18 protein-coding genes are annotated in these 24,116 nt (G+C 75.4%); 4 read left to right on the forward strand and 14 right to left on the reverse strand.

Translation table 11 applies throughout. The features are described 5' to 3' along the window. Positions 1-99: 99 nt before the first annotated feature. The 5 genes from mltG to LO771_RS01985 all read right to left on the reverse strand — a co-directional run bounded on the left by mltG (position 100) and on the right by LO771_RS01985 (position 5,507). Complete coding sequence (gene mltG / locus LO771_RS01965; protein WP_230647663.1) at positions 100-1,248, reverse strand: endolytic transglycosylase MltG; 1,149 nt, start codon at positions 1,246-1,248, stop codon at positions 100-102. A gap of 170 nt (positions 1,249-1,418) precedes the next feature. Then, positions 1,419-1,880 (reverse strand): Holliday junction resolvase RuvX, encoded by a 462-nt coding sequence (gene ruvX, locus LO771_RS01970; protein ID WP_230647669.1) that lies wholly within the window; start codon positions 1,878-1,880, stop codon positions 1,419-1,421. Beyond that, positions 1,880-4,549 carry an alanine--tRNA ligase gene (gene alaS / locus LO771_RS01975; protein ID WP_230647671.1) on the reverse strand — a complete coding sequence of 890 codons (2,670 nt, stop codon included), beginning with the start codon at positions 4,547-4,549 and terminating at the stop codon, positions 1,880-1,882. Before alaS ends, ruvX begins: the two co-directional genes overlap by 1 nt. After that, positions 4,549-5,010 (reverse strand): DUF6167 family protein, encoded by a 462-nt coding sequence (locus LO771_RS01980; protein WP_230647673.1) that lies wholly within the window; start codon positions 5,008-5,010, stop codon positions 4,549-4,551. The genes alaS and LO771_RS01980 overlap by 1 nt, the downstream gene beginning before the upstream one ends. Before the next feature lie 8 nt (positions 5,011-5,018). Continuing rightward, a complete protein-coding gene (locus tag LO771_RS01985; protein ID WP_230647675.1) occupies positions 5,019-5,507 on the reverse strand; it encodes a DUF948 domain-containing protein in 489 nt (162 codons plus the stop codon). 449 nt (positions 5,508-5,956) lie between these two features. On the opposite strand from LO771_RS01985, the gene LO771_RS30950 reads away from it, so the two are divergent. Further along, the gene (locus LO771_RS30950; protein WP_308188810.1) at positions 5,957-8,179 is read left to right on the forward strand and encodes a regulator; all 2,223 of its coding nucleotides are present in this window, start codon (positions 5,957-5,959) and stop codon (positions 8,177-8,179) included. A gap of 10 nt (positions 8,180-8,189) precedes the next feature. Here the strand turns inward: LO771_RS30950 and rpsD are convergent, their stop codons facing one another. After that, a complete protein-coding gene (gene rpsD, locus LO771_RS01995) occupies positions 8,190-8,801 on the reverse strand; it encodes a 30S ribosomal protein S4 (RefSeq protein ID WP_230647678.1) in 612 nt (203 codons plus the stop codon). Positions 8,802-9,268: 467 nt separating this feature from the next. On the opposite strand from rpsD, the gene LO771_RS02000 reads away from it, so the two are divergent. Beyond that, positions 9,269-10,597, forward strand: a complete 1,329-nt coding sequence (locus tag LO771_RS02000) for an MFS transporter (protein ID WP_230647680.1) — start codon at positions 9,269-9,271, stop codon at positions 10,595-10,597. A gap of 64 nt (positions 10,598-10,661) precedes the next feature. Here LO771_RS02000 and LO771_RS02005 read toward each other — a convergent pair whose 3' ends face one another. The 6 genes from LO771_RS02005 to LO771_RS02030 all read right to left on the reverse strand — a co-directional run bounded on the left by LO771_RS02005 (position 10,662) and on the right by LO771_RS02030 (position 17,900). Then, complete coding sequence (locus LO771_RS02005) at positions 10,662-12,008, reverse strand: replication-associated recombination protein A (RefSeq protein ID WP_230647682.1); 1,347 nt, start codon at positions 12,006-12,008, stop codon at positions 10,662-10,664. Between the two features lie 260 nt (positions 12,009-12,268). After that, on the reverse strand, positions 12,269-13,285 hold the full coding sequence (locus LO771_RS02010; protein ID WP_230647686.1) for an SCO0930 family lipoprotein: 1,017 nt from the start codon (positions 13,283-13,285) through the stop codon (positions 12,269-12,271). 233 nt (positions 13,286-13,518) lie between these two features. Continuing rightward, entirely contained in the window at positions 13,519-14,040 is a 522-nt protein-coding gene (locus LO771_RS02015) for a GNAT family N-acetyltransferase (RefSeq protein WP_230647688.1), read from the reverse strand. Positions 14,041-14,134: 94 nt separating this feature from the next. After that, positions 14,135-15,919 (reverse strand): aspartate--tRNA ligase, encoded by a 1,785-nt coding sequence (aspS, locus tag LO771_RS02020; RefSeq protein ID WP_230647690.1) that lies wholly within the window; start codon positions 15,917-15,919, stop codon positions 14,135-14,137. Then, positions 15,916-17,178: a histidine--tRNA ligase gene (gene hisS / locus LO771_RS02025; protein WP_230647692.1), complete on the reverse strand. Its 1,263-nt coding sequence runs from the start codon at positions 17,176-17,178 to the stop codon at positions 15,916-15,918. The genes aspS and hisS overlap by 4 nt, the downstream gene beginning before the upstream one ends. A gap of 11 nt (positions 17,179-17,189) precedes the next feature. Then, positions 17,190-17,900 (reverse strand): MBL fold metallo-hydrolase, encoded by a 711-nt coding sequence (locus LO771_RS02030; protein ID WP_230647694.1) that lies wholly within the window; start codon positions 17,898-17,900, stop codon positions 17,190-17,192. Between the two features lie 339 nt (positions 17,901-18,239). On the opposite strand from LO771_RS02030, the gene LO771_RS02035 reads away from it, so the two are divergent. After that, complete coding sequence (locus tag LO771_RS02035) at positions 18,240-19,073, forward strand: peptidylprolyl isomerase (protein ID WP_230647696.1); 834 nt, start codon at positions 18,240-18,242, stop codon at positions 19,071-19,073. A 273-nt stretch (positions 19,074-19,346) separates the two neighbouring features. Then, entirely contained in the window at positions 19,347-20,576 is a 1,230-nt protein-coding gene (locus tag LO771_RS02040) for a DUF349 domain-containing protein (protein ID WP_230647698.1), read from the forward strand. A 229-nt stretch (positions 20,577-20,805) separates the two neighbouring features. On the opposite strand, the gene LO771_RS02045 is transcribed toward LO771_RS02040, so the two are convergent. After that, positions 20,806-23,352 (reverse strand): bifunctional (p)ppGpp synthetase/guanosine-3',5'-bis(diphosphate) 3'-pyrophosphohydrolase, encoded by a 2,547-nt coding sequence (locus LO771_RS02045; protein WP_230647700.1) that lies wholly within the window; start codon positions 23,350-23,352, stop codon positions 20,806-20,808. 122 nt (positions 23,353-23,474) lie between these two features. Then, positions 23,475-24,041 carry an adenine phosphoribosyltransferase gene (locus tag LO771_RS02050; protein WP_230647704.1) on the reverse strand — a complete coding sequence of 189 codons (567 nt, stop codon included), beginning with the start codon at positions 24,039-24,041 and terminating at the stop codon, positions 23,475-23,477. Positions 24,042-24,116: the final 75 nt, after the last annotated feature.

Genomic DNA, 24,116 nt, shown 5'->3' on the forward strand with positions numbered 1-24,116 from the left:
GACAGCTCGAACCGGCGTGCTACCCGGAGCAGCCGTGCTCGGAGACGTTACCGTACCGCAACAGGGTGTCCGGCCCGCCTCCGGCGGCCCGCGCGGGGGTCAGCGGCCCTGCACCCCCGGTGAGCTGCTGTGCTGCTGCCGGTAGCGGTTGAAGTCCGCGACGTTCCGCTGCTGCTCGGCGTAACTGTCCGTGAACCGTGTGTCGCCGGGCTTGACGGTGACGAAGTAGAGCCACCTCCCCGGGGCCGGGTGCAGGGCCGCCCGGACCGCGTCGTGGCCGGGGTTGCAGACCGGGGTCGGGGGCAGGCCGGTGTGGAGGTAGGTGTTGTACGGGTTCTCGATCCTCACGTCCTCGTGGGTGGTGTCCAGGGTGGTCCGGCCCAGGCCGTAGTTGAGGGCGGAGTCCAGCTGGAGGGGCATGCCGCGGTCCAGGCGGTTGCGGATGACGCGGGCGACCTTCGCGAAGTCGGCGGGCTCCTGCGCCTCGGCCTGCACGAGGCTGGCGACGATGAGCGTGCGGTACGCGGCGTCGCCGGTGCCGATGCCGTCGGCGGCGTACTCGGTCCGGGCCTGGGCGACCATGCGCCGCAGCACGGTCAGCGCGTCGTGGACCCCGGCGACGCCGTACCGGGCGGGGAAGAGGAACCCCTCGACGCGGCCGCCCGCGTACGGCGGCAGCCCGAGGGCGGCGGTGCGGGTCCGGGCCGCGTGCTCGGCGGTGCCGGGCGGCAGGCCGAGGCGGGCGTCGAGCGCGGCGTAGACCTGGCGGGCGCGGCGGCCCTCGGGGACGACGAGGCCGCCCGCGTTGGCCGGGTCGGTGAGGACCGCCAGGGCGGCGAGGGCGGACATGTGGCGGCGCAGGCCGTAGTCGCCGGGCTGGATGGAGACCGCGCGGGGGTCGCCGACGGCGGCGCGGGTGAAGGCCTCGACGCTGGCGACCACTCCCCCGTCGTGCAGCAGGTGCCCGATCCGGGTGAGGTCGGCGCCCTGGGGCACCTCGACGCGGACCGCCCCGGTCCCGGTGCCGGCCCAGTCGGCGGGGGCCGGGGACTGCCGGCCGTCCCACCAGCCGAGGGCGAGCAGGAGGCCGATGACGGCCAGGGAGGCGAGCAGCAGGGCGGAGACGGCGCAGGCCAGCCCGTTGCGGCGGCGCCGGTCGGGGTCGGGGGCCGGGTCGGGGACGGCGTGCTCCGCTAGTGCGTCGATGGGGCCGGGGGCTGCCCCCGCGGTCGCGTCCTGGTCGGTCATGGGCCCCTCACGGCGGTCCCGGGCGCGGCGGCCCGCGGCGGATGTCCGGGGCCTGCCCGGCGGTCCCCGGCGGAGGGGCGGCCGGACAGGCCAGGGGGCCCGCCGGTCGCCGGACGCGTGGTCCGGGCGGTCGGCGGGCCCCCTTGCGGTGAGGGTAGGCGGGGCCGGGGTCAGGCGGGCCCGACACTCTCGCCGGGCGGGCTGCCGCTCACCCGTTCGGCCTCCAGGGCCGACTGGAGGATGACGACGGCGGCGGCCTGGTCGACCACCGAGCGGCCCTTCCTCGACCGCACGCCGGAGGCGCGCAGCCCCTGGGTGGCGGTGACGGTGGACATCCGCTCGTCGACGAGCCGGACCGGCACGGGCGCGACCCGTGCCGCGAGGCCGGCCGCGAAGGCGCGGACCTTCGCGGCGGCCGGGCCCTCCCGCCCGCTGAGCGAGCGGGGCAGGCCGACGACGACCTCGACCGCCTCGTACTCCTCGGCGATGGCCGCGATCCGGGCCTGGGCCCGGGGCCGGTCGGCCCCGGGGACGGTCTCCACCGGGGTGGCGAGGAGCCCGTCGGGGTCGCAGGAGGCGACCCCGATGCGGGCGTCCCCGACGTCGACGGAGATCCGCCGGCCGCGGCGCATCAGGCGGTGCGCTCGGCGACCAGGCGGCGGACCGCCTCGATCGCCTCGTCGACGGCGGCCGGGTTGCTGCCGCCGCCCTGGGCGACGTCGTCCTTGCCGCCGCCGCCGCCGCCGAGGGCCTTGGCGGCGGTGCGGACCAGCTCGCCGGCCTTGACGCCGCGCTCGCGGGCGGCCTCGCTGGTGGCGATGACGGTCAGCGGGCGGCCGTTGGCGACGGTGAAGGCCGCGACCACGGACGGGCGCGAGCCGAGGCGGCCGCGGACGTCGAGGACCAGCTTGCGCAGGTCGTCGGCGCCGGTGCCGTCCGGGACGCGGGCGGCGACCACGGAGACGCCGTGCACGTCCTGGGCGGAGTCGGCGAGGCCGGCCGCGGCGGCGAGGACCTTCTCGGCGCGGAAGCGCTCGATCTCCTTCTCGGCGTCCTTGAGCTTGGCGAGCATGCCGGAGATCTTCTCCGGCAGCTCCTCCGGGCGGCCCTTGACCAGCTCGGTGAGCTGGGAGACCACGGTGTGCTCGCGGGCGAGGAACCGGTAGGCGTCCACGCCGACCAGGGCCTCGACGCGGCGGACGCCGGCGCCGATGGAGGACTCGCCGAGCAGCTTCACCAGGCCGAGCTGGGCGGTGTTGGCGACGTGGGTGCCGCCGCACAGCTCCTTGGAGAAGTCGCCGATGGTGACGACCCGGACGGCGTCGCCGTACTTCTCGCCGAACATGGCGATGGCGCCCTGCTTGCGGGCCTCGTCCATGGTCATCACCTCGGCGGTGACGTCCAGCTCGCGGGCCAGGACCTCGTTGATCTTCTGCTCGACGTCGGTGAGCACCGTGCCGGGGACGGCGGCCGGCGAGCCGAAGTCGAAGCGGAAGCGGCCGGGGGCGTTCTCGGACCCGGCCTGGGCGGCGGTGGGGCCGAGGGCGTCGCGCAGCGCCTGGTGGGTGAGGTGGGTCGCGGAGTGGGCGCGGGAGACCGCGCGGCGGCGGTCCACGTCGATCCGGGCCTCGGCGGAGGCGCCGAGGGTGACCTCGCCGACCAGGACCGAGCCCTTGTGGACGGTGACGCCCGGCACCGGCTGCTGGACGTCGCGGACCTCCACGACGGCGCCGGAGTCGAAGCGGATCCGGCCGTGGTCGGCGAGCTGGCCGCCGCCCTCGGCGTAGAAGGGGGTGCGGTCCAGGACGACCTCGACGTCGTCGCCCTCGGTGGCGGCCGGGGAGGGGGCGCCGTCCACGAGCAGGCCGACGACGGTGGACTCGCCGGCGGTGTCGGTGTAGCCGGTGAAGACGGTGGCGCCGGCGCGGTCGGCGACCTCGCGGTAGGCGGAGACGTCGGCGTGGCCGTGCTTCTTCGCCTTCGCGTCGGCCTTGGCCCGGTCCCGCTGCTCCTTCATCAGGCGGCGGAAGCCGTCCTCGTCCACCGAGACGCCCTGCTCGGCGGCCATCTCCAGGGTGAGGTCGATGGGGAAGCCGTAGGTGTCGTGGAGCTGGAAGGCCCTGTCGCCGCCCAGGACCGCGCTGCCGGAGGTCTTCGCCTCGGCGACGGCGGTGTCGAGGATGGCGGTGCCGGTCCGCAGCGTCTGGAGGAAGGAGGCCTCCTCGGCGACGGCGACGGTCTCGATGCGCGCGCGGTCCTCGAAGAGCCCGGGGTACTGCGGGCCCATCGCCTCGATGGTGACGTCGACGAGCTGGCGGGCGACCGGCCCGGTGGCGCCGAGCAGGCGCATGTTGCGGATGGCGCGGCGGAAGATGCGGCGCAGCACGTAGCCGCGGCCCTCGTTGCCGGGGGTGACGCCGTCGCCGATGAGCATGACGGCGGTGCGGATGTGGTCGGCGATGACGCGCAGCGACACGTCGGACTTCTCGCCGGCGCCGTAGCGGTGGCCGGTGAGCTCGCCCGCGCGGCCGAGGATCATGCGGGTGGTGTCGATCTCGAAGAGGTTGTCGACGCCCTGCAGGATGCAGGCCAGGCGCTCCAGGCCGAGGCCGGTGTCGATGTTGCGGCTGGGCAGGTCCCCGAGGATCTCGAAGCCGTCCTTGCCGTCGCCGGCGCCGCGCTCGTACTGCATGAAGACCAGGTTCCAGATCTCCAGGTAGCGCTCGCCGTTGACGGCCGGTCCGCCCTCCTCGCCGTAGGCGGGGCCGCGGTCGTAGTTGATCTCCGAGCAGGGGCCGCAGGGGCCGGGGACGCCCATCGACCAGAAGTTGTCCTTCATGCCGAGGCGCTGGATGCGCTCGGCCGGGACGCCGACGACGTCGCGCCAGATCTTCTCGGCCTCGTCGTCGTCCTGGTAGACGGTGATCCAGAGCTTCTCCGGCTCCAGGCCGTAGCCGCCGTCCTCGGTGGGCGTGGTGAGCAGCTCCCACGCGTACCGGATGGCGCCTTCCTTGAAGTAGTCGCCGAAGGAGAAGTTGCCGCACATCTGGAAGAACGAGCCGTGGCGGGTGGTCTTGCCCACCTCCTCGATGTCCAGGGTGCGCACGCACTTCTGCACGCTGGTGGCGCGGGAGAAGGACGGGGTGACCTCGCCGAGGAAGTACGGCTTGAACGGCACCATGCCGGCGTTGACCAGCAGCAGGGTGGGGTCGTCGGCGACCAGGGAGGCCGACGGAACGACGGTGTGGCCGCGCTCCTCGAAGAAGCGCAGCCAGCGGCGGCGGATCTCAGCCGACTCCATCAGTGGTCCTTCCGGTTGTGGGTGCTGCCCCTGCGCGGGCGTCGGCCGCGCAGTCCTGCCTCGTGCGGATCGGGGGTCGTCTCGAGGGCGCTTGGGGTCTGTCGGTTCTGGGGGTCGAGGCGGCGGACCGGGCCGGCTCCGGGCAGGCCCGGGGCCGGCGCGATAGCTCGGTACTCGTCCGCCGGGTGGCTGGGCGCCCCGAGGGCCCGCCGGGGCGGCGGGGGCGGGAGCACGGCGGTGCCGTCCAGGCCCAGGTCGGCGCGGAGCTCCAGCTCGCGCTCGGCCATGCCGGCCCGCACCTCGCCCGCGAAGGACCGGACGGCGTCGCCGAGGTCCAGGGCGCCGCGGGCGGCGGTGCCGGCCAGGCTGGCCGGGGTGAGGCGGCGGGCGGCCTCGTTCGCCTTGTTCATGGCCCAGACGGTGGCGCCGGCGCCGACCGCCATCCAGAAGATGCGTCGCACGGTGTGGTTCAGCCCCTCACGGCTCGCCGGATGCGCGCGGCCAGCCCGCGGCGGCGCGGGGCGGTGGCGGCGCGGACCTCGGCACGGACGATGGCGGCGATGGCGTCCCGGTCGCCCGGCGTGTGCGGACCGGGGACGGCCGCCCCGGACCCGCCCTGCCGGGCGACGGCGCGGCGCACGCCGTAGCTGAAGGCGGCGACCTTCACCAGCGGGCCGCCGAGGGTGGCGGCGACGGTGGAGGAGAGCGCGTTGGCGTTGGCGGCGGCGTCCTGGACGTTGGCGGTGATCTCGTCGACCCGGTCCAGCTGCTGCCGGGCGCCGGCCAGGGCGGCGGAGGCGTCCTCCAGCAGCGGCACGGCCTGCTCGGAGACGGAGTGCACCAGCGCGGAGGTCTCGCGCAGCACCGTGGAGAGCCGCACCAGGACGACGGCGAGCAGGGTCACGAGGACGGCCCAGAAGACGGCCACGATCAGGCCGGCCATCTCTCCCACGGACACCTTGAGCGCTCCCTCGTGTGCTGCCTCGGCTGCCGGGCTCGTCGGGCCGGGCCCGCGTCGGGGCGGGGCCGGCGGTGCGCGGTGCGTTCGGGTGCGCACGTCAAGCCGCAGGGTAGAACCCTATCGCGCCGCCGCCCGCTTTCCCGACCGCATGTCTCCGCGCTGCCCTGCTGCCCCGTGGGGCGGGGACGTAACCTGCCCGCCGGACGTGTCGTTGGGGGTTGGCCGGGGCGTTGCGGTCCCCGGCCGGAAGCGGCGTCGGTGGGGGTACGAGGGTGTCTGCGGGGTCGGCCTCGGCCGGTACGGGAGCAGCTGACGGCACGGGAGCGGCTGACGGCACGGGAGCGGCTGACGGCACCGGTGCGGGGGCGCGGGACCGGGAGCGGGACCGGGCGGCGGGGGTGCGGGCGGGCCGGGGGGCCGGGGCGGAGGCGGACGGGCCGGCCCCGGTGCGGTGTGCGGGGAACCTGCCCGCGGAGACCACCAGCTTCGTCGGGCGCCGCCGCGAGCTGGGCGAGGCGGCACGGCTGCTGGGGGTCTCCCGGCTGGTGACGGTGACCGGTCCGGGCGGGGTCGGCAAGAGCCGGCTGGCGCTGCGGGCGGCCGCGGCCGTGCGGGGGCTCTTCCCCGACGGGGCGTGGCTGGTGGAGGCCTCCGGGGTGCAGGATCCCTCCCTGCTCGGGCACGCGGTGCTGGAGGCGCTGCTGCTGGCGGACTCCACGGTCCGGCCGGCGGCGGAGGTGCTGGTGGAGCGGCTCCGCGACCGGGAGGTGCTGCTCGTGCTGGACGGCTGCGAGCACCTGGTGGACGCCTGCGCGGAGCTGGTGGACGTGCTGCTGCGCGGGGTGCCGGGCCTGCGGGTGCTGGCCACCAGCCGCCAGGAGCTGCGGACCGGGGGCGAGCACCTGCTGGACCTGCCGCCGCTGCCGGTGCGCCCGTCCCCGGCGGGCGGCGCGGCGGGGGGACCGCCGGGGGGCGGCGGGGCGGCGGGCGGCGGGACGGGCCGCCGGGACGGCGACGCGGTCGCGCTCTTCGCCGACCGGGCCGCGGCGGTGGCGGGCGGCTTCCGCCTGACCCCGGAGAACGAGGCCGCCGTGGCGGCGGTATGCCGCCGGGTGGACGGCATCCCGCTGGCGGTGGAGCTGGCCGCCGGGCGGCTGCGCACCCTCTCGCTGGAGCAGGTGGCCGAGCGGCTGGACGACCGCTTCCGCCTGCTCACCGGCGGGGCCCGCACCGCGCTGCCGCGCCACCGCACCCTGCGGACGGCCGTCGGCTGGAGCCACGAGCTGTGCACCCCGCAGGAACGGTTGCTCTGGGCCCGCCTCGCCGTCTTCGCCGACGGCTTCGACCTGGACGCCGCCGAGTACGTCTGCCCCGGCGGCGGCATCGCGGCGGAGGACGTCCTGGAGCTGCTGGGCGAGCTGGTCGCCAAGTCGGTGGTGGTCCGGGAGGCGTCCGACGGCGTCGCGGGCGGGGCCCGCTACCGGATGCTGGACACGCTGCGCGAGTACGGCGCCGGATGGCTGCGGTCGCTGGGCGAGGAGGGCGTGATCCGCCGCCGGCACCGCGACTGGTACCTGGGGCTGGCGACCTGGGGCGAGGTGGAGTGGTTCTCCGCCCGGCAGGCCGAGACCGGCGAGCGCACCCGCCTGGCCCACCCCAACCTCCGGGCGGCGCTGGACTTCTGCCTCACCCAGCCGGGCGAGGAGCAGGTCGCGCTGCACCTGGCCGCGACGCTCTGGTTCTACTGGGTGGGCTGCGGGCACCTGGGCGAGGGCCGGGTGTGGCTGGACCGGGCGCTGGCGACGGCTCCGGGGGCGACGGCGGCCCGCGCCAAGGCGCTCTGGGTGACCGGCTACATGGCGACCCTCCAGGGCGACCTGGAGCGGGCCCGGCCGATGCTGGAGGAGTGCCGGCGGCAGGCGCTGGACACGGGGGACGACCTGGCGCTCGCCTACGCGGTGCACCGGCAGGGCTGTGCGGCGCTCGTCGGCGACGACCCGGCCCGCGCCGCCGAGCTCTTCGAGGAGGCGCTGTGGCACTACGAGAAGCTCGGCGAACTCAACAGCAACGTGCTGATGGCGATGTTCGAGCTGGGGGTGGCCGCCCTCTTCCTGGGCGAGACGGACACCGCCGGGCACTGGCTGGAGCGGCTGCGGGAGGTGTGCGAGGAGTTCGGGGAGCAGTGGGCCTACGCCTACTGCCTCTACGGGACGGCGTACGCGGCGTGGCTGGCCGGCGACGTGCGCACGGCGCGGCGGGAGGCGCGGGAGTGCGTGCGCCTCAACCACCTCTTCCGCGACCTGGTCGGCACGGTGCTCGGCCTGGAGCTGCTGGCGCTGCTGGCGACGGAGCCGGGCGCCGACGGGTCCCCCGGCGACCTGCGGGAGGCGAGGGTGCTGCAGGGGGCCGCGCACCGGATCTGGCAGGCGGTGGGCATCCCGCTGTTCGGCTCGCACCACTTCCGGGCGCCGCACGACGAGTGCGCGGCCCGCGCACGGGCGGGCCTGTCCAGGCCGGTGTCGGCGGAGGCCTTCCGGGAGGGCACCGGGCTGGACCTGGACGCGGCCGTCGCCCGGGCCCTGGACGGGCCCGGCCCCCGCGGCGCAGTGCGCCGCGGGGGCCGGGGTCCGCGTACACCGGGCGGCCTGCCCGCGCGTGGGCGCGGGTAGGGCCCGCGGGTCAGCGGGAGTAGTACTCGACGACCAGCTGCTCGTCGCAGATCACGGGGATCTCCTTGCGCTGCGGGTCGCGGTCCAGGCGGAAGGCCAGGGCCTTGAGGTTGACCTCGAGGTACTTCGGGGTCTGGCCCTCGCCGGCGTAGCCGCCCTCACGGGCCACCTGGAAGGGGTGCTTCTCCTTGCTGCGGTCACGCACGGTGACGACGTAGCCCGGCTTCATCTGGAACGAGGGCTTGTTGACCTTGCGGCCGTTGACCTCGATGTGGCCGTGGACGACCATCTGACGGGCCTGGTAGATCGTCCGGGCGATGCCGGAGCGCAGCACCAGGGCGTCCAGACGGCGCTCGAGCTCGATGATCAGCGCCTCACCGGTCTTGCCGCCGGCCTTGCGGGCGCGGTCGAAGGCACGGGAGAGCTGGGTCTCGCTGAGGTCGTACTGGGCGCGGAGGCGCTGCTTCTCGAGCAGGCGGACCTTGTAGTCGCTGCTCTGCTTGCGCCCACGGCCGTGCTGACCCGGCGGGTAGGGGCGGGCCTCGAAGTACTTGACGGACTTCGGGGTCAGCGGGATACCCAGCGCGCGGGACAGACGCACCTTGGGACGGGACTGGTTCACTGTGAACCGAACCTCTCTGTTGTGTGCATGGCTCACCACTGTTGAAGGAGGTCGCCTGCCGCGGTCCGGGAAAACCCGTCCCCGCCGTGGCGGAGGGGGCCAGCCGCTTCCCGGTCCGGAGCCCGCACCGGTGCGCACGAGAGGCCCACCGCCGGAAGGCGGTGGGCTGCCCGCGGCACGGTACGTGCGCGACGCTCCTGGAGGAGCCGCACCGGGGTGCGGCGCTCCGACCGACGCTCCGCTGGTGATGCCGGCCGGCGGTCCGGTCTCCCGGATGACGGCCGTGCACGGGGCGTGGTGCTTCCGGCCATTGTACGGGGTGCCGGGGAGTGCCCGTCCCACCGGCGGCCCGGAGCGGGGCCCGCCGCGGGGGGCGGGGCCGGGGGATGCGCTTCGTCCACTGACCGTCTCCCATGGTCGGCATGTACACTCCAGATCTGCCGGAGTGTGCGACGGGGGTACGAGGCATGTCCGAAGAGGTGAGCCGGTCCACCGCAGTCCGCAGCCGCGGGCCCGCCGTCCGGGACGCCGCGGCTGTGCGCCGCCGCGACTTCCGCCTGCTGTGGGGCGGCGAGGCCGTCAGCGGCCTGGGCACCGGGATCAGCGGGGTCGCGATCGCCCTCACCGCCGTCACCGCCCTGCACGCCTCGACCTTCATGGTCGCCCTGATCAGGGCGGCGAGCTGGCTCCCCTGGCTGCTGATCGGGCTCCCCGCCGGCGTGTGGATCGACCGGCTGCAGCGGCGCCGGGTGATGCTGGCCTGCGACGCCGCCTCCCTGCTGCTGCTCGCCAGCGTGCCCGTGGCGGCCGCCTCCGGGGTGCTGGGCGTCCCGCAGCTGGTGGCGGTGGCGCTCGGCGTCGGCGCGTCCTCCGTCTTCTTCACCGCCGCGTACCAGGCGTACCTGCCGACCCTGGTCGCCAAGGAGGACCTGGGCGGCGCCAACGCGAAGCTGCAGACCACCCAGCAGGTGACCGGCGTGGCCGGCCCCGGAACCGGAGGCCTGATCGCGCAGGCGGCCGGGGCGGTGGCCGGCGTCCTCGCGGACGCGGCCAGCTTCGCGGTGTCGGCGGCGTGCCTGCTGCGGATCCGGACCGCCGAGCCGCAGCCCACGGGGGAGCGCTCCCGGCGGGACCTGCGGGCCGAGGTCGCCGAGGGCGTCCGCTTCGTGGTCCACGACCCCTACCTGCGGGTGCTCACGGTGGCGGGCGCACTGGACAACCTCACCTGGACCTCCTCGGCCGCCCTGTACGTGGTCTACCTCGTCCGCGACCTGCACGCCCCGACGGGCGCGGTGGGCTTCATGACCGCCGCGGACAGCGTCGGCGGCGTCGTCGGCGGACTGCTGGCCGTCCGGATCGCCCGCCGCTTCGGGACCGCGCGCGGCATGCTGCTGGCGGCCCTGGGGACCGCGCCGTTCACGCTGCTCATCCCGCTGGCGGGGCCCGGTCCCCGGCTGCTGCTCTTCGCCCTGGGGCTCATGGTGGCGGGGGCCGGACTGACCGTCTGCAACGTCCTCTCCGGGGGCTTCCGCCAGGCGTACGTCCCGCAGCGGATCCTCGGACGGGTCTACGCCAGCTCCCGGGTCCTGCAGTTCGGGGTCATCCCCGTGGCGGCGCTGCTCGGCGGCGCCCTCGGCACCGTGCTGGGCGTCCGGGAGGCCCTGTGGATCACCCTGGGCGCCGGGGTGCTCCTCAAGGGCGTGCGGCTGCTCGGGCCCGTCCGCACGCACCGCGACCTGCCGACCGCGCCGCCCGCAGCCACCGTGCGGGCGGCACAGGCGGCGGCGGGCGCCTGACGGCACGGCGGACCGGTCCGGCCGCGGACCCGCCGCGGGGCCCGGGGCGCCGGCCGCCGGGGCGTCACTCCCCGGACAGCTTGCCCCGCACCCGCTCCGCGACCTCCGCATAGCGCGCCTCCGCGCCGTAGCGGGTGGGCCGGTAGTAGCGGCGGCCGTGCACCGCGTCCGGCGCGTACTGCTGGGCCGCGATCCCGCCCGGCAGGTCGTGCGGGTACCGGTACCCCTGGCCGTGGCCGAGCGTGCGGGCCCCCGCGTAGTGGGCGTCGCGCAGGTGCGGCGGGACGGGCCCGGCGAGCCCCTTGCGGACGTCCTCCAGCGCGGCGTCGATCGCCAGGTAGGCCGCGTTGGACTTGGGCGCCAGGGCCAGGGCGATCACGGCCTGGGAGAGGGTGATCCGGGCCTCGGGGAATCCGATCAGCTGCACCGCCTGGGCGGCGGCCACCGCCGTCTGCAGCGCGGTGGGGTCGGCGAGGCCGATGTCCTCGCTGGCGGAGATCATCAGCCGCCGGGCGATGAACCGGGGGTCCTCCCCCGCCTCGACCATCCGGGCCAGGTAGTGCAGCGCCGCGTCCACGTCGCTGCCGCGGATGGACTTGATGAGGGCGCTGGCCACGTCGTAGTGCTGGTCGCCGGCCTTGTCGTAGCGGACCGCCGCCCGGTTCACCGCGGCCTCGGTGACGGCCAGGGTGATCTCGTCCTCCTCGCGGGCCAGGGCCGCGCCGGCCGCCGCCTCCAGGGTGGTGAGCGCCCGGCGGGCGTCGCCGCCCGCCAGCCGCACCAGGTGCTGCTCGGCGTCCTCCGCGAGGGTCAGGGCGCCGCCCAGGCCCCGCTCGTCGGCGACGGCCCGGCGCAGCAGCGCGCGGACGTCGTCCTCGGTGAGCGACTCCAGGGTGAGCAGCAGCGAGCGGGAGAGCAGCGGGGAGATCACCGAGAAGGAGGGGTTCTCGGTGGTGGCGGCGACGAGGGTGACCCAGCGGTTCTCCACCGCCGGGAGCAGGGAGTCCTGCTGGGCCTTGGAGAAGCGGTGGATCTCGTCGAGGAAGAGCACCGTCTCCCGGCCCGAGGCGCCGACCTCGCGGCGGGCGCCGTCGATGACGGCGCGGACCTCCTTCACCCCCGCGGTGATCGCGGACAGCTCCACGAAGCGGCGCTCGGTGGCCCGGCTGATCACGTGGGCGAGGGTGGTCTTGCCGGTGCCGGGCGGCCCCCACAGGATGACCGAGGAGGTGGCGGCGGGGCCGCGGGCGGAGGCGACCAGGCGCCGCAGCGGGGACCCGTCGCCGAGCAGGTGGCGCTGCCCGGCGACCTCGTCCAGGGTGCGCGGGCGCATCCGGACGGCCAGCGGCTCGCGGCCGGGCTCCCGGGCCCGGCGTTCCTCGGCGGCGGCGGTGAAGAGGTCGGCTTCCACCCGTGCAGCGTATGCCAGGGCGCGGACACCCCGGGCGCCCCGGACCCGCGGCGCCCCGGCGGCGCGGGGTGCGCCGGGGAGCGGGGTGGGCCGGGGAGCGGGGTGGGCCGGGGAGCGGGGCGGGCCGGGGAGCGGGGCGGGCCCGGGCGGCGGGGCCGCGACGCACCGGGGCGGCGCACGGACCCTTCCTGTCCGTGCGCCGCCCTCCCCTTCCCCGCACCGGCGGGCCGCTGCCAGGCGCCGCCGGTTCCCCTGCGGGTCTACTTGGCCAGCTTGCCCTGGGGCGTGACGGCGAACCAGGTGCCGCCGACGCCCTGGCCGGAGGCCTGGCCGGGCTTGGTGTCCTTGCTGTAGGTGTAGACGGGCCAGCAGTTGATGGCGAGCTGCCAGGTGCCGTCGGGCCGGTGGATGTTGGTGATCAGCTTCCGGTCGATGCCGAGCGCCTTGGCGGCCTCCTCCTGCTGCTTCAGGTCGAGGGGCCTGGCCGGCGGCCAGACCTTGGCGCACTGGCCGACGCAGGAGATCTTCATGGGCCAGGCGACGTCCTTGGTGAAGCGGTAGAGCACCATGCCCTTGCCGTCGACCAGGATCTTGCCGAGCTGCGGGTCCTCGACGCTGGAGAGCGCCGGCCACGCGGTGCTGCTGCCCGAGTCGCCGTACGAGCCGCCGCCGCTGCCGGAGCCGCCGTACGCGCCGCCGCCCGCCGGTGCGGCGCCGCCGGCCTGGCCGGCCTTCTTGCCGTTCGGCTGGACGGCCCACCAGACCTGGTTGACGCCCTGTCCGTTGGTCTGGCCGGCCGCCGAGTCGGCCGCGTAGAGGTACATCGGCCAGCCGGCCACGGTCAGCTGCTTGGAGCCGTCGGCGCGGGTCACCTCGCCCAGCTGGCTCGGGTCGGCGACCTTGGCGCCGTCCTTGGCGGACGCCGGGACCGGGGGCCACGCCTGGGCGCAGGCGTCGTTGCAGTTGGACTTCGCCGGGTTGGCGGTGTCCTTGTCGAAGCGGTACATGGTCCGGCCCTGGCCGTCGACCAGGATCTCGCCGAGCTTCGCGTCCTTGGCGGTGCCGATGCCCCCCGCGGCTCCGGCGGCGGCCGGGGCGGCCTGGGGCGCGGACGAGGAGCCGCCGTAGGCCGCGGAGTTCCCGTAGGCGTCGCCGGCGGCCGCCGCGGGCTGCACGGTGGTGGTGCCGGCAGACTGCTGGGAAGATCCGCAGGCGCCTGCAAGCAGGACCACGGCCGCAGCCCCCACAGCGGCTCCCGCCCTTGTCGCCTTCTTCATCTGCGCACTCCTCGGTCCGGTCTGCTGTGGCGCGGTAGCGCCGCCGTCGAGGAGGATTACGGGGCCGGACGGTGGACGGTTCAAACCTGCGGGAAGAAAATCCCGGGGGCCGCCGGAGGGCGGCCGCACCGGGCCCCGGGCCGGGGCGGACGGGCCCGGGCGGATCGGGTCCGCCCGGATCGGGTCCTTTGGGATCGGACGGGGCCGGACCGGACGGGGCCGGCCGGGGCCGGTCAGACCTGGGCGAAGGGCGGCGGGTAGACCGCGACGCCGCGCGGCGCCCCGTCGTGGGCCGCCAGCGGCAGCGCCTGGAAGTGGGCGGCGGCCCCGTCGAACGGGCCGTCGACGCCGTGGTCGGCGGCGGGTGCGAAGCCGAACCGGCCGTACCAGCGCGGGTCGCCCAGCACCACCACCAGCCGCTCCCCGGCGGCCTCGGCGGCCTCCAGGGCGGAGCGGACCACGAAGGTCCCGACCCCGCGGCGCTGCCACTCCGGGGCGACCCCCACCGGGGCGAGGGCCAGCGCGTCGCCGCCGCCGACGTCGAGCCGGGTGAGGAGCGCGTGGGCGATCACCAGGCCGCGGTGGTCCACCGCGACCCAGGACAGGCCGGGCAGCCACACCGGGTCCTTGCGCAGCGTGTCGACCAGGTCGGCCTCCGCGGGACTCGGGAAGGCCGCCATGTGCACGCGGCGCACCGCCGGTGCGTCGCCGGGCTCCTCGGGTCTCGCCCGGACCACTCCGGTGCGCTCGATCATCGCCTGCTCCCTCCGTGCTCCACACCGTTGTGAACGGGCCCCGGCGGCCGCCAGGTACGCGGCCGCCGGGGCCCGGAAGGTCCTGCCGCCCGGATCAGGACCCGGACGCCTGCTCCGCCTCGCCCCTGGGCCTGGGCTTGGCGTCGATCCCCGCCTCGCGGCGCTGCTCGGGGGTGATCGGGGTCGGGGCCCCGGTCAGCGGGTCGCCGCCGGTCGACGTCTTCGGGAAGGCGATGACGTCCCGGATGGTGTCGTACCCGCCGAGGAGGGTCACCAGCCGGTCCAGGCCCAGCGCGATGCCGGCGTGCGGCGGCGGGCCGTAGTTGAAGGCCTCCAGCAGGAAGCCGAACTGCGAGGCGGCCTCCTCCGGGGAGAGGCCGATGGCCTCGAAGGCCCGCTGCTGGACCTCGCGCTGGTGGATACGGACGGAGCCGCCGCCGATCTCGGAGCCGTTGAGCACGAGGTCGTAGGCGTTGGACAGGGCGCTCGCCGGGTCCTTGTCGAAGGTGTCCAGGGAGGCGGCGGTGGGGGCGGTGAACGGGTGGTGGATGGCGGTCCAGCCCGTCTGCTCGCCCTTGTCGTCCTCCACCGGCTCGAACATCGGGAAGTCGACGACCCAGAGGAACGCCCACGCGGACTCGTCGATCAGGCCGCAGCGGCGGCCGATCTCCAGGCGGGCGGCGCCCAGCAGCTCCTGGGAGGCGGTGCGGCGGCCGGCGGCGAAGAAGATCGCGTCGCCCCTGGCCGCGCCGGCGGCCTCGACGAGGCCGGCCAGGTGCTCCTCGGAGAGGTTCTTGGCGACCGGGCCGCGCAGCTCGCCGGTCTCGGCGTCGACGACGACGTACGCGAGGCCGCGGGCGCCGCGGGCCTTGGCCCAGTCCTGCCAGGCGTCGAGCTGCTTGCGGGTCTGGGAGGCGCCGCCGGGCATGACGACCGCGCCGACGTAGGGGGCCTGGAAGACGCGGAACTCCGTGCCGGCGAAGTAGCCGGTGAGGTCCACCAGCTCCTGGCCGAACCGGACGTCGGGCTTGTCCGAGCCGTAGCGGGCCATGGCGTCCGCGTAGGAGAGGCGCGGCAGCGGGCGCGGGACGTCGTAGCCGTGCACCTCCTTCCACACGCGGGCGACGACCTGCTCGCCGACGTCGATGACGTCCTCCTGGTCGGCGAAGGACATCTCCACGTCGAGCTGGGTGAACTCCGGCTGCCGGTCGGCGCGGAAGTCCTCGTCGCGGAAGCAGCGGGCGATCTGGTAGTAGCGCTCCATGCCGGCGACCATCAGCAGCTGCTTGAAGAGCTGCGGGGACTGCGGCAGCGCGTACCAGGTGCCGGGCTGCAGGCGGACCGGGACGAGGAAGTCGCGGGCGCCCTCGGGGGTGGAGCGGGTGAGGTTCGGCGTCTCGATGTCGAGGAAGCCGTTCTCCTCCATCACCGTACGGATGACGTGGTTGACCTTGGAGCGCAGGCGCAGCGCGCGGGCCGGGCCCTCGCGGCGCAGGTCGAGGTAGCGGTACCGGAGCCGCACCTCCTCGTTGACCGTGCCGGGCTCGTACTCGGCGACCGGGAACGGCAGCGGGGCGGCCTCGGAGAGGACCTCCAGGTCGGCGACGACGACCTCGACGGCACCGGTGGGGATGTCGGGGTTCTCGTTGCCCTCGGGGCGCACGCGGACCTCGCCGGTGACCTTGACGCAGTACTCGGCGCGCAGGCCGTGCACCGAGTCCAGGTCGCGGACGACGACCTGCACGGTGCCGGAGGCGTCGCGCAGGTCGATGAAGGCGACGCCTCCGTGGTCGCGCCGGCGGGCGACCCAGCCGGCGAGGGTCACGGTGGTTCCGGCGTGCTCCGCGCGGAGGGTGCCCGCGTCGTGCGTGCGGATCACGAAAGCTTCTCCTTCAGGGTGGTGACGAGAGCGTCGACGGCGACCGGGGTCTGGTCGCCGGTGGTGAGGTCCTTGAGCTGGACGACGCCGTCGGCGAGGTCGCGCTCGCCCGCGACGACGGCCCAGCGGGCGCCGGAGCGGTCGGCGGACTTCATGGCGCCCTTGAGCCCCTTGCCGCCGAAGGCGAGGTCCGCGGCGATGCCGGCCCGGCGGGCCTCGGTGACCAGGCCGAAGAGCGTCCGGTGGGCCTGCTCGCCGAGCGGCACCGCGAAGACCTGGGTGCGGGCGGGGACGGCGACGTCCACGCCCTCGGCCCTCAGCGCCAGGACGGTGCGGTCCACGCCGAGCGCCCAGCCGACGGAGGGCAGCGCGGGGCCGCCGATCATCTCGGACAGGCCGTCGTACCGGCCGCCGCCGCCGACCGCGGACTGCGAGCCCAGGCCGTCGTGGACGAACTCGAAGGTGGTGCGGGTGTAGTAGTCCAGGCCGCGCACCAGCCGGGGGTCGTCGGTGTAGGCGACGCCGGCCGCGGTCAGCAGCTCGCGCACCTGCTCGTGGTAGGCCTTGCAGCCCTCGCACAGGTGGTCGCGCATGAGGGGCGCGCCGGCGAGCTGCTTCTGCACGGCCTCGCGCTTGTCGTCGAGGACGCGCAGCGGGTTGATCTCGGCGCGGCGGCGGGTGTCCTCGTCGAGGTCCAGGCCGCCCAGGAAGTCCTGGAGGGCGGCGCGGTAGAGGGGGCGGCACTCGCGGTCGCCGAGGCTGTTGAGCAGCAGGCGGAAGTCCCTGAGACCGAGGGAGCGGTAGGCGTCGACCGCGAGGACGATCAGCTCCGCGTCGAGTGCGGGGTCCTCCGCGCCGATCGCCTCGGCGCCGACCTGCGAGAACTGGCGGTACCGGCCGGCCTGGGGCCGCTCGTAGCGGTAGTAGGAGCCGGAGTACCAGAGCTTGACCGGCACGTTGCCGGTGCGGTGCAGGTTGGCCTGGAGGGCTGCGCGCAGCACGGAGGCGGTGCCCTCGGGGCGCAGCGCGAGGTCGTCGCCGCCCTTGGTGGTGAGGGTGTACATCTCCTTGGTGACGATGTCGGTGGACTCGCCGACACCGCGGGAGAAGAGGTTGACGTCCTCGAAGACGGGGGTCTCGACGTAGCCGTACCCGGCGCGGCGCAGGGGCGCGGCGATGGCCTCGCGCACGGCGAGGAAGGTCTCGGAGTCCGGCGGGATCAGGTCGTAGGTGCCCTTGGGGGCGGAGAAGGTGCTCAACTTCGCTTCCGTCACATTCCTCGTCGCGGGGCGGCGGGTGCCGCCCCGGCGGCGCCGGCCGCCTGCCTGAGGTAGGGGTTGGCGGCGCGCTCGCGGCCGATGCTGGTCTGGGAGCCGTGGCCGGAGAGGACCACCGTCTCGTCCGGAAGCGGCAGGCACACGCGTGCCAGCGACCTCAGGAGTGCGGCGGAGTCGCCCCCGGGCAGGTCCGTGCGTCCGACGGAGCCGGCGAAGAGCAGGTCGCCCGAGAAGAGGACCGGGGGCACGTCCCCGGCGGCGGGCGTCCTGAACGTCACCGACCCCTCGGTATGGCCGGGTGCGTGGTCGACCGTGAGCCGCAGGCCGGCGAGGTCGAGGACGGCGCCGTCGGAGAGCTCGCGCACGTCGTCGGGCTCGCCGACGGTGATCGACCCCATGATCTGCTGCCCGAGGGAGAGGCCGAGGCCGCGGGCCGGGTCGGCCATCATGTAGCGGTCGTCGGGGTGTATCCACGCCGGGACGCCGCGGGCGCCGCAGACCGGCACCACGGAGGCGATGTGGTCGATGTGCCCGTGGGTCAGCACCACCGCGACCGGCTTGAGCCGGTGCTCGCGGACCAGTTCCTCGACGCCGTCCGCGGCCTCGTGGCCCGGGTCGACGATCACGCACTCCTCGCCGGCGGCCGGGGCGACCAGGTAGCAGTTGGTGCCCCAGGCTCCGGCGGGGAATCCGGCGATGAACACGGGCGTCCTCGGGGGTGGGTTCGGGCGGCGGTCTCTGAGGTCTCCGGGCAGCCTACCGGCGGTGCGGTGCCGTTTGCGAACCAGATGCGGGGCCCGGCTCCCGCGCGTCCCCGCCGCTCCCCCGTCCGGCGCCGCCGCTCCCCGGGGCGGGGGCCGGCCGGGTGCGGCCCCGGCGGGGCGCGGCACGGCTGCGGTGCGGAACCGTCCGCTGACGCCGGGTTTACCCGGGACGTCCCTACACTGGCCGCCGACAGGCGCGTGCCGCACCGGCGCACGCCCCTCAGCCCCCCGGCCGCGGACCCCCGGCGGACCCCCGGCCACGAACGAGGAGACCCCCAGGTGGACAGCGAGAAGCGGCGGCGGGAGCTCGCCCGGGCGAAGTACGAGCGGCAGCAGCAGCGCCGGGCCGAGGCGCAGCGGCGCGCCAGGCGGCGCAACACGGTGGTCGGCGCCTCGCTGGCCGTGGTGCTGCTCGCCGGCGGTGCCGCCTGGGCCGGGGCGTCGCTGGCGGGCGACGGCGACGCGAAGAAGGACGCCCCGGCGGCCGGCGACGCCGTGTCCGCCGCGCCGTCCGCCGCGCCGTCCGCCGCCCCCTCGGCGGACCCGGCGTCGGTCAAGGGCTGCAGGGTCCCGTCCTCGGCGAAGCCGAACGGGAAGCAGTGGAAGGCCGAGCCCGCGCTCACCGTCGACACCAAGGCGACCTACCGGGCGGTGCTGGACACCACCTGCGGGAAGGTGACGCTGGAGCTGAACCCGGCCGCGGCACCGCACACCGTCAACTCGTTCGTCTTCCTCGCCGGGCAGCACTACTTCGACCACGTGCCCTGCCACCGGCTGACCACCCAGGGCATCTACGTGCTGCAGTGCGGCGACCCGACCGGCCAGGGCTCGGGCGGCCCCGGCTACCAGTTCAAGGACGAGAACCTCAAGGGCGCCACCTACAAGGCGGGCACGGTGGCGATGGCCAACGCGGGCCCCGGCACCAACGGCAGCCAGTTCTTCCTGGTCTACAAGGACACCGAGCTGCCCCCGAACTACACGCCCTTCGGCCGGATCACCGGCGGGCTGGACGTGCTGCAGAACATCGCCGCGGGCGGCGTGGTGGGCGGCGGCGCGGACGGCGCCCCCAAGGCCGGCGTGGTGATGGACTCCGTCACCGCCGCCAAGGGCTGACCGGAGGCACGGGCGCCCCGGCCCGGGGCGCGGGCGGCGGGACCCCGCCGCGCGAAACGGGCGGCCCCGGATGCGGACAGCACCGGTGCCGGTCGCCTATGTTGCTGTTGTGTAGGGTGCCCTGACCCGGCGGCCGCCTCCACCAGGCACCGCGAAGGCGGCGCACCGGGCGGCCGGCCCGTGAGCCGGGGCGGCCGTACACCAACTGTGGACGACGTCCGCACCCCGGCGGCCCGGCGCCGCCGGGGGCGGGTGTCATGTGGAGGAGGCGCTGTGACCAGCGACCGGTGGGGCCGTGTCGACGAGCAGGGGACCGTCTACGTGCGGACGGCCGAAGGAGAGCGCGTCGTCGGCTCCTGGCAGGCGGGCTCCCCGGAGGAGGCCCTCGCGTACTTCGAGCGGAAGTACGAGGGCATCGCGGTGGAGATCGGCCTCCTGGAGCGCCGCGTACGCACCACCGACCTCGCGCCCAAGGACGCGCTGACCGCGGTGGAGCACCTGCGCGCCCAGGTCGTCGAGGCCCACGCGGTGGGCGACCTCGCCGCGCTCGCCGCCCGGCTGGACGCCCTGACCGGCGAGATCGAGTCCCGCCGGGAGGAGCGCCGGGCCGCCCGGGCGAAGGCCCAGGAGGAGGCCCGGACGGCCAAGGAGCAGCTGGTCGCCGAGGCGGAGCAGCTGGCGGAGTCGACCCAGTGGCGGGAGGCCGGGGACCGGCTGCGCGCCCTGGTCGACACCTGGAAGGGCCTGCCGCGGCTCGACCGCAAGAGCGACGACGAGCTGTGGCACCGCTTCTCGCACGCCCGCTCGGCGTTCTCCAAGCGGCGCAAGGCGCACTTCGCTACCCTCGACCAGCAGCGCGAGGAGGCGCGCGCCCGCAAGGAGGAGCTGGTGGCCGAGGCGGAGGCGCTCTCCGGCTCCACCGAGTGGGGCGAGACCGCGGCCCGCTACCGCCAGCTGATGACGGAGTGGAAGGCGGCGGGCCGCGCCCAGCGGGAGGCCGAGGACGAGCTGTGGACCCGCTTCCGCGGCGCCCAGGACGTCTTCTTCCAGGCCCGTTCGGAGGCCTTCTCCGAGCGCGACGCCGAGCAGCGGGAGAACCAGACGCAGAAGGAGGCGCTGCTGGTCGAGGCCGAGGCGCTGCTGCCGGTCACGGACCTGAAGGCGGCGAAGGCCGCCTACCGGTCGATCGGCGAGCGCTGGGAGGCGATCGGCCACGTGCCGCGCGACGCCCGGCCGCGCCTGGAGGCCCGGCTGCACACCGTGGAGCGGGCGATCCGGGAGGCCGAGGAGGCCGAGTGGCGCCGCACCAACCCGGAGGCCCGGGCGCGCGCCCAGGGCATGACGGGGCTGCTGCAGGCCGCGGTGGAGAGGCTGGAGGGCGAGGCGGAGCGGGCCCGTGCGGCGGGCAACACCGCCAAGGCCGCGAAGCTGGAGGCCGAGCTGGCCGGGCGCCGCGAGCTGCTGGAGCAGGCGCAGAAGTCGCTGGAGGAGTTCAGCGGCTGAGCCGCGCCGACGGCCCGGACACGGCGGCCGGGACCCCGCAGCGGCGGGGTCCCGGCCGCCGCCGCGTCCCGGCCCGTGCCGTCCCGGCGCGCGGGGCCGGCAGAGCGGCGGGGGCGGCGGACGGCCGCCGCGCCCCGCCGGACGTACCGGTCCGTCGTGCCGCCGCCCCGGCGGGCGGCCGGGGCGGCGTCGGGGGCCGGGGCGGCGGGAACGCCGGCGGGTCGGGCCGTCAGCGCTGCTGGCGGGCGGAGGTGACGCGGTAGACGTCGTACACGCCCTCCACCCCGCGGACCGCCTTCAGGACGTGCCCCAGGTGCTTGGGGTCGCCCATCTCGAAGGTGAAGCGGCTCATCGCCACCCGGTCGCGGGAGGTCTGCACCGCCGCCGACAGGATGTTGACGTGCTGGTCGGAGAGGACCCGGGTGACGTCGGAGAGCAGCCGGGAGCGGTCCAGCGCCTCGACCTGGATGGCGACCAGGAAGACCGAGGACTGGGTGGGCGCCCACTCGACGTCGATCATGCGCTCGGGCTGCTGGGAGAGCGACTCCACGTTGACGCAGTCCGCGCGGTGGACGGAGACGCCGTTGCCGCGGGTGATGAAGCCGACGATGGGGTCGCCGGGCACCGGGGTGCAGCAGCGGGAGAGCTTCACCCAGACGTCCTCGACGCCCTTGACGATGACGCCGGGGTCGCCCTTGGGGCGGCGCCGCCGGGCGTGCTCGGGCGACGGGGTGGTGATCTCCGCGATGTCCTCGGTGGCGCCCTCCTCGCCGCCGAGCGCCTGCACCAGCTTCTGCACGATGGACTGCGCGGCGACGTGGCCCTCGCCGATGGCGGCGTAGAGGGAGGAGATGTCGGGGTAGCGCATCTCGTGGGCCAGGGTGACCAGCGAGTCGCCGGTGAGGATCCGCTGGATGGGCAGGCCCTGCTTGCGCATGGCGCGGGCGATGGCGTCCTTGCCCTGCTCGATGGCCTCCTCGCGGCGCTCCTTGGAGAACCAGGCGCGGATCTTGTTGCGGGCCCGCGGCGACTTGACGAAGCCCAGCCAGTCGCGGGACGGCCCGGCGCCGGCGGCCTTGGAGGTGAAGACCTCCACCAGGTCGCCGTTGTCCAGGGTGGACTCCAGCGGCACCAGGCGGCCGTTGACCCGGGCGCCGATGCAGCGGTAGCCGACCTCGGTGTGGACGGCGAAGGCGAAGTCCACCGGCGTGGACCCGGCGGGCAGCGCGATCACGTCGCCCTTGGGCGTGAAGACGAAGACCTCGTTGCTGGAGAGGTCGAACCGCAGCGACTCCAGGAACTCGCCCGGGTCCTCGGTCTCCTTCTGCCAGTCGACGAGCTGCCGCAGCCAGGCCATCTCGTTGAGGTCGCCCCGGTCGCCGGCCCGGCGCGGCGCGGCGGGGGCGTCGGTGCGCACCTTGGAGGCGCCGGCGACGGCCCGCTGCTTGTACTTCCAGTGCGCGGCGATGCCGTACTCGGCGCGGCGGTGCATGTCGAAGGTGCGGATCTGCAGCTCGACCGGCTTGCCGCCGGGCCCGATGACCGTCGTGTGCAGCGACTGGTACATGTTGAACTTGGGCATGGCGATGTAGTCCTTGAACCGCCCCGGCACCGGGTTCCACCGCGCGTGGATGGTCCCGAGCGCCGCGTAGCAGTCGCGGACGGTGTCGACCAGCACCCGGATGCCCACCAGGTCGTAGATCTCGGCGAAGTCGCGGCCCCGCACGATCATCTTCTGGTAGACCGAGTAGTAGTGCTTCGGGCGGCCGGTGACGGTCGCCTTGATGCGGGCGGACCGCAGGTCGCCCTGCACCTGGTCGATCACGGTGGCCAGGTACTCGTCGCGCTTGGGGGCGCGCTCGGCGACCAGCCGGACGATCTCGTCGTACATCTTGGGGTAGAGGATCGCGAAGGCGAGGTCCTCCAGCTCCCACTTGATGGTGTTCATGCCCAGCCGGTGCGCCAGCGGGGCGTAGATCTCCAGGGTCTCGCGGGCCTTCTTCTCCTGCTTCTCCCGCTTGAGGTAGCGCATGGTGCGCATGTTGTGCAGGCGGTCCGCGAGCTTGATCACCAGGACGCGGGGGTCCTTGGCCATGGCGACGACCATCTTGCGGACGGTCTCCGCCTGGGCCGCCTCGCCGAACTTCACCTTGTCCAGCTTGGTGACGCCGTCCACCAGCATCGCGACGGTGTCGCCGAAGTCGCGGCGCAGGGTGTCCAGGCCGTAGTCGGTGTCCTCGACGGTGTCGTGGAGCAGGCCCGCCATCAGGGTGGGGGCGTCCATGCCCAGCTCGGCGAGGATGGTGGTCACCGCGAGCGGGTGGGTGATGTACGGGTCGCCGCTCTTGCGCTTCTGGCCGCGGTGCCAGCGGTCGGCGACGGTGTAGGCCCGCTCGATGTCCCGCAGGTCGGCCTTGGGGTCGTTGCCGCGGACGATCCGGAAGAGGGGCTCCAGCACCGGGTTGAAGGTGCTGGTGCGCTGGCCGCCGAGACGGGCGAGCCGCGCCCGCACGCGGCCGCTGGAGGCGGAGGCGGACTGCCGTGCGGCGCCCGCCGCGGGCGCGACGGCGCGCGAGGTGCCCGATCCGGCCGCCGTGGGCGCGGACTGCCCGCCGGACCCGCCGGCGGGGGGCGTGGCCGGTCCGGGGGTGCCGCCTGCGGCGGGGGCGGTGTCCTGGACGGCCGCGGCCTTGGGCACAACCTCTTCGGGCAAGGGCGCTCCTCGGGCGGTGCGGGCTCCTGGGCTCCGGCGGCGGAGCGCAGGTGGAACTTCCATGGTACCGATGCGGGGGCCGCCGTGTTCCCCGCGGTCCCCCGGGAACGCCGCGGGGCGGGCCGGGGATTCCCGGCCCGCCCTGCGGGGTGCCCCGGGCGCTCCCGGCCCGCCCCGGGCGCGCCTCAGACCGCGAGCAGGGCCTCCAGGGGGGCGTCGCCGAGGTGCTCGGCGAGGACGCCGCGGCCGTCGAGGAAGCCCAGCTCCATGAGGACGACCACGCCGGCCAGGTCGGCGCCGGCCTGGCGCAGCAGGTCCAGGGCGGCGGAGACGGTGCCGCCGGTGGCGAGGACGTCGTCCACCACCAGCACCCGCTCGCCGGGCGCGAAGGCGTCCTGCTGGACCTCGATGACGGCGGAGCCGTACTCCAGGTCGTAGGCGCGGCTGTGGACCGGGCCGGGCAGCTTGCCCTGCTTGCGGATCGGCACGAAGCCGAGGCCGGCCGCGTGGGCGGCCGGGGCCGCGAGGACGAAGCCGCGCGCCTCCAGGCCCGCCACCTTGGTCGCCCCGAGCGCCCTGGCGCGCTCCGCCAGCGCCTCGACGAGCGCCCCGAAGGCGGCGGCGTCGGCGAGGAGCGGGGCGATGTCCTTGAACACCACGCCCGGCTGGGGGTAGTCGGGGACGTCCCGGATCCTGGAGAGCAGCAGCTCCGCCAGTCCGGCGTCGGGGGTGGCCGTGTGGGCGGCGGTCAACGTGGTCCTCTTCTCGGTGGCCGGATGGATGCCGGTCATCGACCCTACCGCCGTCCGTGCGCCGGGCGGACCGGC

Source organism: Streptacidiphilus sp. ASG 303 (assembly GCF_020991365.1).
Classification (GTDB): domain Bacteria; phylum Actinomycetota; class Actinomycetes; order Streptomycetales; family Streptomycetaceae; genus Peterkaempfera.